Source organism: Roseinatronobacter thiooxidans, from assembly GCF_001870675.1.
Classification (GTDB): Bacteria; Pseudomonadota; Alphaproteobacteria; order Rhodobacterales; family Rhodobacteraceae; genus Roseinatronobacter; species Roseinatronobacter thiooxidans.
In genome coordinates this window covers 208,892-222,098 of record NZ_MEHT01000001.1, presented here as the reverse complement: position 1 = coordinate 222,098, position 13,207 = coordinate 208,892, and the positions used below count along the sequence as shown (strand labels likewise).

The following is a 13,207-nucleotide window of genomic DNA, read 5'->3' as shown; positions in this document are numbered from 1 at the left end:
ATTGGCGTGACTGTCTGGTGTTTCGGGTCGATCAATATCGACCATTTCTACTGGCTGGCGCATTTGCCCGCACCGGGTGAGACGCTTGCCGCCTCTGCCTATCGGACAGAGTTCGGGGGCAAGGGGGCCAACCAATCTGTTGCGGCGGCGCGCGCGGGCGCGCCGGTGCGCCATCTGGGTGCTGTCGGGGCAGATGGCGCGCGCGCGCTGGCCGCGCTTGCGGCAGACGGGGTGGTGTGTGACGGCATCCAGCAGGTTGAGGGGCCGACAGGCCATGCGGTGATCTTGCTGGACCATCAGGGCGAGAATTCCATCATCATCGAACCGGGGGCCAATCGGGCCATGGCGCTGGCGCCGGTTCTTGCGGCGCTGGAACAGGCGGAACTGGACGATATTTTGCTATTGCAGAATGAAACCGCGTTTCAGCCCGAAATTGCCGAAGCCGCGATGGGGCGGGGGATGGAAGTGATCTATTCCGCCGCCCCGTTCGAGATTGCGGCGGTGCGCGCGGTTCTGCCCTATGTGAACACGCTGGTCATGAACGCGGTCGAGGCAGCGCAGCTGCGCGCGGCGCTTGATACGCCGTTTGAAGATTTGCCGGTGGAAACTGTTGTCATCACGCGCGGGGCCGAGGGGGCAAGCTGGCATGCGCGCGGCACGCCCGATATTGTTGTGCCCGCCCTGCCCACGCAGGTGGTGGATACAACAGGGGCAGGGGATTGCTTTACAGGGGCTTTGGCGGCGGCCTTGTCGATGGGGGCTTTGCCCGAAGATGCCATGCAATTTGCCGCTGCTGCCGCTGCCATTCAGGTGTCGCGGCACGGCACGGCCGCTGCCATGCCGACGCGCGCCGAGATAGAGGCGTTAATTCACGAACGGGGCTGACATGCCCCAAAGCTGGTTCACGCGCCGGTCACGGCCGCAGCCTTCGCGGTAGTTTTTATAGGCTGCCTGCCGTTCCACCCAGCCAAAGCGGGTCAGGGTGCGTTCTGTGGATTTGGCGTAATTCTGGTGATACTCTTCCGCCTCATAGAACGGGGTGGCTGCGCGCACGGGGGTGACGATGCTTTGGCCAAGTTCCGCTTCGGCGGCGGAAATAGCAGCCTGTGCCTGCGCCATCTGGTCAGGGGTGGCAAAGATTGCCGTGGTGTAATGCGCGCCACGGTCGCAGAATTGCCCGCCATCATCCAGCACATCGACTGAGCGCAGGAACATATGCAGGATCTGGTCATAGCTGATTTGCGCAGGGTCGAAGGTGATCAGCGCGGATTCCAGATGTGTGGTGCGCCCGCGCACCACGTCATCATAGCTGGGGTCCGGTGTGGTGCCGCCGGCAAAGCCTACGCGCACATCTGTCACCCCCTCGACCCGCCGGAAATCGGATTCGACACACCAGAAACAGCCGCCTGCAACAAGGGCGGTTTCGGTTTGCTGGGCGGCGGCTGGCAGTCCCAGAAGTGCCAGCAGTAAGACTGCAAAAACTCTGAACATCGCGCATCTCTCCAATATGATCTGCCCTACATTACGCGACAGACTGGCAGTTGGGTTTGTTTTTGTGGTCACATTCGGGTGACAGGGCGCGCATATTTGGCGCGTTTAGTGCGTTTGCTGGCGCAATGCGCCGCGCAGGGCCAAAGCTGTTAACCGAGTCTTGAGCGTGTCGGGCCGGTGCAGTGCCATGCGCGCCAGTGCATTTTCTTCGCGCGGGGCCGGTTGCCCGCGCAGGCCGCGAACCATCAGCCCCAGCAGATCGGGCCAGCGTGTGCTGGCGTCGCGCAGATCGGCCAGCGCGGGCAGCAGAATTTGCTCGATCTCGGTGAAGTCGGTGCCGAAGGGGAAGCGGGGCAGGCGCGCGGGCTGATGCGGGCGCAACCATGCGTTCAGCGCTTTTGGGGTATTGTTGCGCGCGGATGCAGGCAAGCGGTAGCTTTTTGGCAATTTCTCCGCAGCTTTGGCCTTTGCCTCCAGTTCTGGCTGAAAGCGGCTGTCGGCGATTTCCAGCAGGGCCGCAATGGTATCGGCATCGCTTTTGCCGCGCAGATCGGCAATGCCGTATTCGGTGACCACAATATCGCGCAGATGGCGCGGAATGGTGACATGGCCATAGGAAAACCGGATGTTGGATTTCAGCCCCAGCCTGCCTTTGCGCGTGGCGGGCAGGGTGATGACCGCGCGGGCCTGTTCCAGCGCAAAGGCTTGGGTCACGAAATTGAACTGCCCGCCCACGCCGCTGACAACCTGCCCGTTTTCGGTGCCATCGGACACAACCGCGCCCAGCAAGGTGACCATCATGGCAGAGTTGATGAAGCGCGCGTGCTGGCGCGCGGCGCGTTTGGCAGGCTCGTCCCCCAAAAGCGAATTGGTAAAGGACACGGGCATCATGGCAATGCGCGCGCGGTCCTGCGGGGGCAGGGCATGCAGGCGGGCGTAGAACTGCCGACTGTCCAGAAAAAACCCTGCATGGATGGCCACGCCATCCACCTCTCGGCGGATGATGCCGCGTTCAAACAGTGCGAGCAGCCCATCGACCAGCATTTCTGTTACGCCATACAGACCGGTCCGGAACGGGCCGGTTTCATCGAAGCGGGGCGCGCGCGGGAAGGGGCAGTTTTCCCATAGCGGTGCGATTTCCGCGTCATGGCGAAGCGTCAGGGCGTGGGCAATCGCATCTCCGATCTGGCCAATGCCGATTTGTAGTGTGCCCCCGTCGCGCACCAGCCGCGAGGCATGCAGCGCGATGGCGTGATCTTGCAGCCCGACAGGTTGCTTGACGACCGAAAACAGGTCATGCGGCGGGGTGTCCGGGGTAAGCAGCGCGCCGCATTCGGCAGCCGCCAGTTCCGCAGGCCCTGCCATGAAGGGCAGGCCCGCATGCACCTGCCCGACAAAGGCGAAACTGGCCTTGCCCTGCTGGCGCAGGCGCAACAGGTCGCTGGTAATGTCGGTGTTGCAAGACAGGCTTAGGCGCGCGCCATCGCTGGCCAGCAGTTGCAAGACAAGGTTTGGGTCTTGCCCCAGCAGCACATCAGGCGCGTGGGTATAATTGGCGGAAACGTAATTTTGCTGCGCTTGCGGCACTTTCACCCAGTTTGGCGCTTGCAGGAAAAATTCGGTAACTTCGATATTTTGCGGCAGTTTGCCCGCGCGCAACAATGCGGCATATTCGATCTGCGGATAGGCACCAAACAGCCGGTCCAGCGCGGGTTCAAGAAAGCGGCGCTCGGTATCGGAAGCGGGGGTGGGCCGCTCTAGCGTCAGGGCTGTGAAAATCTGCAAGCGTATCGAGGGGTCATTGCAGGCACGGCGCACCAGCGCATTGATGAGTGTGACCGGCTTGCCCAGCCCCAGCGGCAGGGCCACGCGCAGATCATGCCCGAGTGTTGCGAGAATCCAGTCAATGACCGGCTCCTCATCGGTGAAATGCGCCGTGGGTTCAGGCATGCGTGGCCCAGTAAGGGTCGGGCTGGAAACGCGCGCCGAATTCTTTTTCAAGCGCTTCCAGCCGCGTGTGAATGGTGCCAAAGCCGCGGGTGGCCGCATAGTGCATGGGGCCGCCGCGGAAGGGTGCAAAGCCTGTGGCAAAGATCATCGCGGCATCCAGATCGTCGCGGTTGGCGACGACACCTTTGCGCAGGCATTCGGCGCAGGCATCCAGCATGGGCAGGATCAGGCGGTCTGTCAGGTCTTCGCTGGCGGTGGCGTTAGTGGCGGGCGTGGGCGTGCCGTTTGACCAGTCGTAAAAGCCGCGCCCTGTTTTGCGGCCCAGATCGCCCGCCTCGACCTTGTCGCGCAGCAATGCGGGGACATAGGCGATTTTACCATCGAGCGATTTTTGTAGGCTTTGCGCGACATCAAGGCAAATATCCAGCCCCACCTGATCGGCCAAAGTGACTGGCCCCATCGGCATGCCGAAATCCAGCGCGGCGCGGTCGATACGCTCTTTCGGGGTGCCTTCGTCGATCAGCAAAAGCGCTTCCAGCAAATAGGGCATCAGCGCGCGGTTTACCAAGAACCCCGGCGCGTCTGTCACGGCAACCGGCAGGCGGTTGATGGAGGTGCAAAACGCCATCAGGCGCGCGCGTGTGTCGGGGCTGGTGGCGTCATGGCTGACCACTTCGACCAGCGGCACCTTGTTGACGGGGTTGAAGAAATGCAGGCCTGCAAAGCGCGCGGTATCGGGCACATGTTTTGTCAATGCGCCGATATGCAGGCTAGAGGTGTTGGTGGCCAGAATGGCCCCTGTCTTGATGCGTTTTGCCAGTTCGGCAAAGATTTTGGCTTTCACCTCGGGGTTTTCCGGTCCTGCCTCGATCACCAGATCGGCATGGCGCGCGCCATAGCCGCGCGGGTCTGGCATAAGCCTGTCCAGCGTGTCGCGGGTGGCGTGCCTGTCTTTATGCGCCTGTTTGCAGATTTGCGCGGCCTGCTGGATGGTTTTGCCAAGTGCGGCCTCATCCGGGTCGGTGACAGTGACCTGTTTGCCCTGCATGGCACCCCATGCCGCAATTTCGGCCCCCATGACGCCCGCGCCAACCACATGGACACGCGCGATGTCGCATTCGCCTTTCGCGCCCGATTTCAGGGTTTGGCGCAGCATGAAGGCGCGGATCAGGTTCTTGCTGGTCTCGGTTTGCAAAAGCTTTGCGAATGACGCGATTTCGGCCTTTTGCATGGCGTTTGGGTCGTTGCCATGTTCGGCCCAAATCTCGATCAGGGCATAGGGGGCGGGGTAGTGGTGTTTGGGGGCTTTCTTCTGCACTTCGCGCCGCATTCTGTCGGCGGCCAGAATGCGCGCGGCAGACAGGCTGAAGGCGTGCCCCATCAGGCCGCGTTTGTGCTGGTCCACCTCGCCGCGTGCCACGGCCAGCGTTGCGGCGCGCACATGGCGTTCTTCGGTCACGATATCTGCGATGCCCAGATCTTGCGCGCGTCTGGTATGCGCGGTCTTGCCTGTCAGCATCATCTGCATGGCCTGTAGCGGGTCGATCAGTGCGGGCAGGCGCACGGTGCCGCCCAGCCCCGGATGCAGGCCAAGTTGCACTTCGGGCAACCCGAAAGAGGCCCCTTCAATGGCGATGCGGTAGTCACAGGCCAGCGCCATTTCAAACCCCGCGCCAAGGGCTGCGCCATGTACAACTGCAATGGTGGGGCAAGACAGCCCTTCCAGCCGGTGCAACACCGCATGCGCTTCGCTCAGCAGTTTTGCGGTTTGTTCTGCATCCATTTTGGCGAGGGCGTGAATATCGGCCCCTGCGGCAAACCCTGCGGATTTGCCAGAGCGCAGCACCAGCGCGCGGGGGGGTGCGGCCTCGATCCGGTCAAGGTGGGTGTCAAGTTCGCGCAAAACACTGTCCGAGATGGTGTTGACCGACGCATCCTTGCGGTCCAGCACCAGCCAGCCGATCTGGTCTGTATCCTGGCCATAGCGCCAATCCCCATCGCCCGGCATATCTGCGCCGCCCAGTTCCAGCATCGAGGGGGCCAGGTAGTCTTGAAATGGCTTGTTCATCAGACTGCCTCCAATACCATCGCGCCGCCTTGTCCGCCGCCAATGCATTCTGTCGCCACACCGCGCCCCCCGCCTGCGGCTTTCAGGGCATTTGCCAGATGCAGCACAATGCGGTTGCCGCTGGTGCCAACTGGGTGGCCCAGTGCAATCGCGCCGCCGTGAATGTTCAGCCTGTCGCGGGGGATTGCGCCGAAACTGTCTTTCAGGCCCAGCACATCGCGGCAAAAGCGCGGGTCTTGCCATGCGGCAAGGCAGGCCAGAACCTGCGCGGCAAAGGCTTCGTTTATTTCCCACAGGTCTATATCTTCGCGGCCCCAGCCGTGGCGCGTCAGCAGGGGTGTTGCCGACATGACCGGCCCCAGCCCCATAAGCGACGGGTCAAGCGCGGCCCATGCGCTATCGACCAGCCGCGCGATAGGCACTAGCCCATGTTCTGCGACAGCCTGCCCAGAGGCCAGAATGCACCATGATGCCCCGTCAGTGACCTGCGAGGCATTGCCCGCTGTCACCTGCCCATAGGGTTTTTCAAACACAGGCTTCAGCCCGCCCAGCTTTGCCACTGTGCTGCCTTCGCGCACGCCGTCATCTGCGCGGTAAACTGTGCCATCGGGGCCAAAGGCGGGCATAACCTCGTCCGTCAGGGTGCCGTCCTGTTGCGCTGCGGCCAAGCGGGCGTGGCTTTCCACCGCATAGGTGTCGGCCATCATGCGGGTGATTCCGAAATGATGCGCCAGCACTTCTGCTGTCTGGCCCATGCTAAGGTCGGTAATCGGGTCTGTCAGGCCGCGTTCCAGCCCGATCACGGGTTTGAGGTGCTTGGGCTTGATCTTGAGCGCGTTTTGCGCGGTGGCGAACGGGCCAGAGGCGGTTTGCACCCCTGCCAGCCAGTCCACCGCGGCATCGCGCAGCATCAGGGGTGCATGGCTCAATGCCTCTGCCCCGCCTGCAAGGATCATCTCGGCAGAGCCTTCGCGGATGGTGCGAAAGGCGGTGTCGATGGATTGCATGCCTGATCCGCAATTGATCTGGACAGTAAAGGCCACCATCTGATCGCCCATGCCCAGCCGCAGGGCGGCCACGCGGGCGGGGTTCATTTCATCCGCGATGACATTGACGCAGCCCAGAATGACCATGTCGAAGGCATCGGGGGCAAAGGGCTGGCGCGCCAGCAGCGGGCGGCCGCATTGCACCGCCAGATCCACAGGGGTGAATGGCCCGCGCTTGCCGCGCACTTTCAAGAAAGGCGTGCGCGTGCCATCGACAAGAAAAACCTCTCTCGGCGCGGTCATTCGGCGGCCTCGGGTTTCGGGTGGGTGCGGTGCGCGTGTTCGGGTGTGGGCAGCATGGCGGCGAAGTCCTCGGGCGAGAAATCATCGACCGCGACCACCTTGGCCACGGCATGCGCCAGATCATCGAGCTGGGTTTTCTCGGCCTGCGTCAATAACCCTGCCTTGAAGGCATCTGTCGGGGTCATGCCCAGTTCGCGCAGGCGTTTGCGCAGGCCCTCTGCGGCGATGGTTTTGCGATAGGCGTCATTCAGCGCGACAATGCCCGCAGTCTGCCCCGGCCCTGTCAGCTCGCGGCCCAGCCTGTCGCGGGTTGGCCCGTCTTCGCTGATAAGGGCGGCGCAGCGCGCGGTCAGCGCATCGGAGGGCGCGCGCCCCACAGCGCGCGGGCGGGTGATGACGCGCAGCAGCAATGCCGCGCCGCGCGCGGGGAAATTGGCGATCGTGTCATCCAGCAAGGCGCTGATGCGCGCGAAAGAGCTTTGCGCGCAATAGGCGACAAGGTCGAAATCTTCGGCCTGCCTGCCTTGATCTTGCCAGTGTTTCAGCACGGCAGAGGTGATGTATAACTCGCTTAGAATATCGGCCATGCGCCCCGAGAGCATTTCCATCCGCTTTAGCCCGCCGCCGATGGTCAGAAAGGCCATATCTGCGGTGATGGCATAGGCCGCCGACCAGCGCGCCAGTTCACGGTAAAGCGGCGCATCGCGCGCCTCGGTGGCTTTTGGGGGGGCGGGGGCAAAGCGCGCGCCTGTCAGCGCGCGGCCAAAGCTGCGGCCCACCGTGCGGATGGAATGGCCGACATGGCGCCAGAAATGGGTGTCGAAGGCCGCCAGCCCTGCATCTTCCTGCCCGTTTTCCAGCGCCAGAATTTCATCCAGCAGATGCGGATGCGCGCGAATGGCCCCTTGCCCGAACACCATAAGCGAGCGGGTGACGATATTGGCCCCTTCAACCGTAATGCCGATGGGCACGGCGCGGTAATTGGCCGAGAGGTAATTCATCGGCCCGTCAATCACGGCTTTGCCCGCGTGAATATCCATCGCGTCGTCAATGGATGCGCGCATGCGGTCGGTGGCGGAGTATTTCATCAGCGCCGAGATGACCGACAGCGCGCGCCCTTCATCCAGCCCTGCGCAGGTCAGGTGGCGGGCGGCGTTTACCGCATAGGCATTGGCCGCAAGCCGCGCCAGCGGTTCCTGTATGCCGCCGAATTTTGCAATGGGCAGGTTGAACTGTTCGCGCACCCGCGCATAGGCCCCGCTGGAATGGGCTGCCAATGTGGTGCCCGCGCAGGCCAGCGAGGGCAGCGATACACCGCGCCCTGCCGCCAAAGCACTCATCAGCATCAGCCAGCCCTTGCCTGCCTGCTCTGGCCCGCCGATGATATTGTCCACGGGAATGAACACATCCTTGCCCGTGGTTGGCCCGTTCTGGAACATGGTGCCGGAAGGGATATGCCTGCGTCCGGTTTCCACACCGGGCAGGTCGGTGGGGACCAGCGCGCAGGTGATGCCGGGGTCCGGGGTGTCGCCCAGCAGCCCGTCGGGGTCTTGCAGTTTGAAAGCAAGGCCAAGGATGGTGCAGACAGGGGCTAGGGTGATGTAGCGCTTGGACCAGTTCAGCCGTATGCCCAGCACCTCTTTGCCCTGCCACTGCCCGCGACAGACAACACCCGTGTCAACCATGGCAGAGGCGTCCGAGCCTGCCTCGTCGCTGGTCAGGCCAAAGGCGGGCAATTCGCGCCCGTCTGCCAGCCGTGGCAACCAGTGATCTTTCTGCGCATCTGTGCCGAACAGGTGCAGCAATTCACCGGGGCCAAGGGAATTGGGCACCATGACTGTCACCGCAGCAGGGATCGAGGCCATCGACACGCGGCGCACCACTTCGGAATGGGCAAAAGCGGAAAAGCCAAGGCCCCCATAATCGCGCGCGATGATCAGGCCGAAAAACCTGTTTTCGCGCATGAATTCCCAGACGGGGGCGGGCAGGTCGCCATCGGTGCGGTTGATCGCCCAGTCATCCAGCATGGTGCATAGCTTTACACAGGGGCCATCGAGAAAGGCCTGCTCTGCCTCGGTCAATGCGGGGGCGGGTGTGGCAAGCAGCTTTTTCCAATCGGGGTTGCCCGACATCAATTCGGCATCCCACCATGTTTCGCCAGCCTCCAGCGCTTCGCGCTCTGTCTGTGACAGGCTGGGCATGGCCCCTTTGGCCCAGTGAAATATCGGTTTCGTCAGGTGCTTTTTGCGCAATGATGACATGAATTCCTCCAGACAGTTTAACGCGCGGGCTGGAAAAACGTTCCATGATTGCTGTGCAAAGCGGGTGTTTGCGGCTGTCTGGCTGGGGGTGGGGCGCGGGTGCTGCAATGCGCAGAAATCACCCGCTCAACGCAACCATCCCGCCTGCCCATGCGTTGAGAGTGAGAAGGCCCTGTCGTGGGCCGGATGTGAAACCCGATGTGAAAGGAGTTCACCATGGAAAGCTTGAAAGATGTCTATATCCACCAGTTGCAAGATTTGCTGAGTGCCAACCGGCAGGCCGTGAAAGCCACGCGCGAACTGGCAGACGCCGCCACTGCAGACCCGCTTACCCACGCGCTGGAGCGGGGCGTCGCAGGCATAGAGGATGGCGCGGCCAAACTTGAAAAACTGCTTCAGCCCCATGCCGCCGCTGTGGGTGGGGCGCAGTGCAAAGGCATGGAAGGACTTGTCCGAGAGGCGCGCAGCCATGCGCTGCGGGAAGATTTCGCTGTGGATGCCGTGCGCGATGCCGTGATCATTACGCAATACCAGCGCATGGCGCATTATGCGATTGCGGGCTATGGCTGTGCCGCCGCTTTTGCCAGCCAGTTGGGCCTGACCGAAGATGTGGATGTGTTGCGCGCCATGCTGGATGCGGCCTATTCGGGCGACAAGACCATGTCACAGATTGCCGAAGAAAACATAAACCAGCACGCCGCCTAAGTGCAGGCCACAAGGCCGCGCCCGCCCTGATGCAGTGCCATCGGGGCGGGCACCCCCCCCACGGACCGCTGCGGCGTGCGTGTTTGCCGCGATGCAGGGTCCAACCGAAAGCAGAAGGTGCCATATGCCAGCCACGGCGCAGAAAACCGCCACGCTTTACCGGATGGTCATGACAGAGCATACATGTCCCTATGGCCTGAAATCGCTTGATTTGCTGAAACGTCAGGGCTTTGAGGTTGAAGACCACCCGCTGACCACCCGCGCGCAGACAGATGAGGTGCGCGCGCGCTATGGTGTCTCGACCACGCCGCAGGCGTTTATCGGCGGCGAAAGGATTGGCGGGTATGAAGAGTTGCTGGCGTATTTTGGCAAGGATGTGCCGGATAAGGATGAAACCACCTATACCCCTGTCATTGCGCTGTTTGCGATGGCGGCGGCGATGGCTTTGGCCGCCAGTTGGGGGGCCTTTGGCCAGGTGGTGACGATCACGGCTGCCGAATGGTTCATTGCCTTTGCCATGTGCCTGCTGGCATTGCAGAAACTGAAGGATATCGAGAGTTTCTCGACCATGTTTCTGAATTATGACCTGCTGGCACAGCGCTGGGTGCGCTACGGATATGTCTATCCGTTTGCCGAAGGGCTGGCCGGTATTTTGATGGTTGCAGGCGCGCTGATGTGGCTTTCGATACCTGTTGCGCTGTTTATTGGCACAATCGGCGCGGTGTCGGTGTTCAAGGCGGTCTATATCGACAAGCGAGAGTTGAAATGCGCCTGTGTGGGCGGGGACAGCAATGTTCCTTTGGGCTTTGTATCGCTGACTGAAAACCTGATGATGATCGCAATGGCCCTGTGGATGCTGTTCAAGATTACAGTGCTTGGGCTGTAACAGGGTATGGCACCCGCGCGCTGCGTATCGCGGGTGAAAGTCCTTGGTTGTAGGGCTTTCCAAGGTCGCGCATTTTGCCTATGCATTTGCTACAGGACAAGCAGTCAGGCAATTTCAATGGATCTGATCACCACGACCGACGAACTGGCGCGGTTTTGTGCGCAGGCGCACGCAGCCCCCTATGTGACGATCGACACCGAGTTTCTGCGCGAGCGGACATATTATGCCAAGCTGTGTTTGTTGCAGATGGCTTTGCCCGGCCCTGCCGGGCCGGAAACCGGCCCTGCGGTGCTGGTTGACCCGCTGGCCAAGGGCCTGTCGCTAGAGCCGTTTTATACCCTTTTGCGCGATACAAGCACAGTCAAGGTGCTGCATGCCGCGCGGCAGGATCTGGAGATTTTCCTGATCGAGGGGCGCACCCTGCCCACGCCGCTGTTTGACACCCAGATTGCCGCCATGGTTTGCGGGTTTGGTGACCAGATCGGGTATGAAACCCTTGTGCGCAAACTGACGCGCGGCAGTGTTGATAAAAGTTCCCGCTTCACTGACTGGTCGCGCAGGCCCTTGAGCGATGCGCAACTGGGCTATGCGCTGGCAGATGTCACCCATCTGCGCGTGATCTATGAAAAACTGGCGGCAAAGCTGGAAGAGACGGGGCGCGCAAGTTGGGTTTCGGAAGAACTTGCCACGCTGGACGATCCCGAAACCTATATCACCCGCCCCGAAGAGGCATGGAAGCGTGTCAAGACGCGCAATGATTCCGGTCGGTTTCTGGCGATCATGCGCGAATTGGCGCAGTTTCGTGAAACCCATGCGCAGTCCAATGATGTGCCGCGCTCTCGGGTGTTCAAGGATGATGCGCTGTTGGAGCTGGTCGCGCTCAAGCCCAAAACCACAGATGATCTGGGCCGCACGCGCCTGTTGTTGCGCGAAGCCCGCAAGGGCGAGATTGCCCAAGGGATTCTGGATGCCGTGGCCCGTGGGCTGGATTGCGCACCAGAGAATTTTCCAAAGCCAGAGAATGGCCGCGAGAATTTGCAGGTCAATCCGGCATTGGCGGATTTGCTGCGTGTGCTGCTGAAGGCCAAATCCGATGCAACTGGCGTGGCGGCAAAACTTATCGCCTCGGCGGCGGATCTGGATGCTTTGGCCGCAGGCGCGCGCGATGTGCCCGCGCTGTCGGGCTGGCGCGCGGTGGTGTTTGGCGATGACGCGTTAAGCCTGTGCAACGGCGAAGTCGGCCTTGCCGTGCGGGGCGAGCGGGTTGAGGTGATGGCCCTGCCCCGTTAATTGGGCCCCGCTAGTTGGGCAGGGCCACTTTCAGATCGGCAGGCCCCGCATCAGGCGGGGCAGGTCGCCTGTCAGCCCTGCGGCTTGCCGGATGAAGGTCCGGCGCAGGGCGGGCACGGCGGAAATGGCCCCCATGCCCAGATCGCGCAACCCGCGCAACAGCGGGTTGTCATTGGAAAACAGGCGGTTCACGCTGTCGGTGCCAACGGCCATAACCATTGTGTCAAAGCGGCGCCATTGCTGGTAGCGTTCCAGCACCAGCGGGCTTGCAATATCTTCGCCGCGCCGCTGCGCCTCGATCAGCACCTCGGCCAGTGCGGCCACATCGCGCAGACCGAAATTGAAACCCTGCCCAGCAATCGGGTGCAACCCATGCGCCGCATCGCCCACCAGCGCCAGACGCGGGCCGATGAAGCTGTTGGCGATGGTCAGTTTCAGCGGATAGGCAAAGCGCTTGCCTGCCAGTGAAATATCGCCCAGAAATTCGCCAAAGCGGGGGCGCAGGGCGTCCAGATAGGCGTCATCCTCCAACGCGTGAATGGCGGCGGCGGTGTCTGTGCGTTCGCTCCAGACAATGGACGATCGGTTGCCGGGCAAGGGCAAAATCGCCAATGGTCCCGCAGGCATGAAAAACTGATGCGCGCAGCCGTTATGGGGCAGTTCATGCGCCACAGCGCAGACCAGCCCTGTCTGGCCGTAATCCCAGCCGGTGCGCTTGATGCCTGCGCGCTGGGCGGTCGGGCTGTCGCGCCCGTCGCAGCCGATAAGCAGGCGCGCGCGCAGGGTCTTGCCGCTTTCAAGGGTGGCGGTCGCGCCATGTGCGTCGATCTGCTGCGCGACGACACGTTCACCCGAAAGCTGTGTGATACGGTCTTCGCGGTCCATTGCCGCCAGAAGGGCAGGGCGCAAGACGCGGTCTTCCAGCATATGGCCCATCGGGCCTTCTTCAATCTCGGCATGGTCGAAATGCAGGAAAAACGGCGCGGCCCCTTCGGCGGGGCGGCCATCGCTGGCTTTGATCTGCAAGATGGGCTGTGTTTTGTCCGCGACATCGGCCCACACCCCCAACCCCGCCAAAACGCGGGTCGAGGCGATTGCCATCGCATAGGAGCGGCCATCGAATTCGGGGTCGGCGCGCGTGTCGCGCGGCAGCGCATCTACCACGGTTACGCGCAAGCCCCCTTGCGCCAGCGCCAGTGCCAGTGACGGGCCATTCAGCCCGCCGCCCACGATCAGGATATCGGTGTCATATGTCATGGTGCAACTA

The 13,207-nt window shown here is 62.2% G+C and carries 10 protein-coding genes; 4 read left to right on the top strand and 6 right to left on the bottom strand.

The features are described from left to right. Window positions 1-6 precede the first annotated feature (6 nt). Complete coding sequence (locus BG455_RS00955) at window positions 7-885, top strand: ribokinase (RefSeq protein WP_071468072.1); 879 nt, start codon at window positions 7-9, stop codon at window positions 883-885. On the opposite strand, the gene msrA is transcribed toward BG455_RS00955, so the two are convergent. The 5 genes from msrA to BG455_RS00930 form a co-directional block, all read right to left on the bottom strand. Continuing rightward, window positions 865-1,491, bottom strand: coding sequence for a peptide-methionine (S)-S-oxide reductase MsrA (gene msrA / locus BG455_RS00950; protein ID WP_071468071.1), 627 nt, complete (start codon window positions 1,489-1,491; stop codon window positions 865-867). The genes BG455_RS00955 and msrA overlap by 21 nt on opposite strands. A 105-nt stretch (window positions 1,492-1,596) precedes the next feature. Then, the gene (locus BG455_RS00945) at window positions 1,597-3,441 is read right to left on the bottom strand and encodes an acetyl-CoA hydrolase/transferase C-terminal domain-containing protein (RefSeq protein ID WP_071468070.1); all 1,845 of its coding nucleotides are present in this window, start codon (window positions 3,439-3,441) and stop codon (window positions 1,597-1,599) included. After that, entirely contained in the window at window positions 3,434-5,509 is a 2,076-nt protein-coding gene (locus BG455_RS00940; RefSeq protein WP_071468069.1) for a 3-hydroxyacyl-CoA dehydrogenase NAD-binding domain-containing protein, read from the bottom strand. The genes BG455_RS00945 and BG455_RS00940 overlap by 8 nt, the downstream gene beginning before the upstream one ends. Then, a complete protein-coding gene (locus BG455_RS00935) occupies window positions 5,509-6,798 on the bottom strand; it encodes an acetyl-CoA C-acetyltransferase (RefSeq protein WP_071468068.1) in 1,290 nt (429 codons plus the stop codon). Before BG455_RS00935 ends, BG455_RS00940 begins: the two co-directional genes overlap by 1 nt. Further along, entirely contained in the window at window positions 6,795-9,059 is a 2,265-nt protein-coding gene (locus tag BG455_RS00930) for an acyl-CoA dehydrogenase (RefSeq protein ID WP_071468067.1), read from the bottom strand. The genes BG455_RS00935 and BG455_RS00930 overlap by 4 nt, the downstream gene beginning before the upstream one ends. A gap of 216 nt (window positions 9,060-9,275) precedes the next feature. Here BG455_RS00930 and BG455_RS00925 point away from each other — a divergent pair, with 216 nt between their 5' ends. The 3 genes from BG455_RS00925 to rnd all read left to right on the top strand — a co-directional run bounded on the left by BG455_RS00925 (window position 9,276) and on the right by rnd (window position 11,940). Continuing rightward, window positions 9,276-9,764 carry a DUF892 family protein gene (locus BG455_RS00925; RefSeq protein WP_071468066.1) on the top strand — a complete coding sequence of 163 codons (489 nt, stop codon included), beginning with the start codon at window positions 9,276-9,278 and terminating at the stop codon, window positions 9,762-9,764. A gap of 124 nt (window positions 9,765-9,888) precedes the next feature. Continuing rightward, window positions 9,889-10,650 carry a MauE/DoxX family redox-associated membrane protein gene (locus BG455_RS00920; protein ID WP_071468065.1) on the top strand — a complete coding sequence of 254 codons (762 nt, stop codon included), beginning with the start codon at window positions 9,889-9,891 and terminating at the stop codon, window positions 10,648-10,650. A gap of 117 nt (window positions 10,651-10,767) precedes the next feature. Then, window positions 10,768-11,940, top strand: coding sequence for a ribonuclease D (gene rnd / locus BG455_RS00915; RefSeq protein ID WP_071468064.1), 1,173 nt, complete (start codon window positions 10,768-10,770; stop codon window positions 11,938-11,940). A gap of 30 nt (window positions 11,941-11,970) precedes the next feature. On the opposite strand, the gene BG455_RS00910 is transcribed toward rnd, so the two are convergent. Next, on the bottom strand, window positions 11,971-13,197 hold the full coding sequence (locus BG455_RS00910; RefSeq protein ID WP_071468063.1) for an FAD-dependent monooxygenase: 1,227 nt from the start codon (window positions 13,195-13,197) through the stop codon (window positions 11,971-11,973). Between the last annotated feature and the right edge of the window lie 10 nt (window positions 13,198-13,207).

What these genes read in the sequence shown, in the direction of transcription:
- BG455_RS00920 (WP_071468065.1), top strand. Translation starts at nt 9,889, where the DNA reads ATGCCAGCCACGGCGCAGAAAACCGCCACGCTTTACCGGATGGTCATG.
- BG455_RS00930 (WP_071468067.1), bottom strand. Translation starts at nt 9,059, where the DNA reads ATGTCATCATTGCGCAAAAAGCACCTGACGAAACCGATATTTCACTGG.
- rnd (WP_071468064.1), top strand. Translation starts at nt 10,768, where the DNA reads ATGGATCTGATCACCACGACCGACGAACTGGCGCGGTTTTGTGCGCAG.
- BG455_RS00945 (WP_071468070.1), bottom strand. Translation starts at nt 3,441, where the DNA reads ATGCCTGAACCCACGGCGCATTTCACCGATGAGGAGCCGGTCATTGAC.
- BG455_RS00940 (WP_071468069.1), bottom strand. Translation starts at nt 5,509, where the DNA reads ATGAACAAGCCATTTCAAGACTACCTGGCCCCCTCGATGCTGGAACTG.
- BG455_RS00935 (WP_071468068.1), bottom strand. Translation starts at nt 6,798, where the DNA reads ATGACCGCGCCGAGAGAGGTTTTTCTTGTCGATGGCACGCGCACGCCT.
- BG455_RS00925 (WP_071468066.1), top strand. Translation starts at nt 9,276, where the DNA reads ATGGAAAGCTTGAAAGATGTCTATATCCACCAGTTGCAAGATTTGCTG.
- BG455_RS00910 (WP_071468063.1), bottom strand. Translation starts at nt 13,197, where the DNA reads ATGACATATGACACCGATATCCTGATCGTGGGCGGCGGGCTGAATGGC.
- msrA (WP_071468071.1), bottom strand. Translation starts at nt 1,491, where the DNA reads ATGTTCAGAGTTTTTGCAGTCTTACTGCTGGCACTTCTGGGACTGCCA.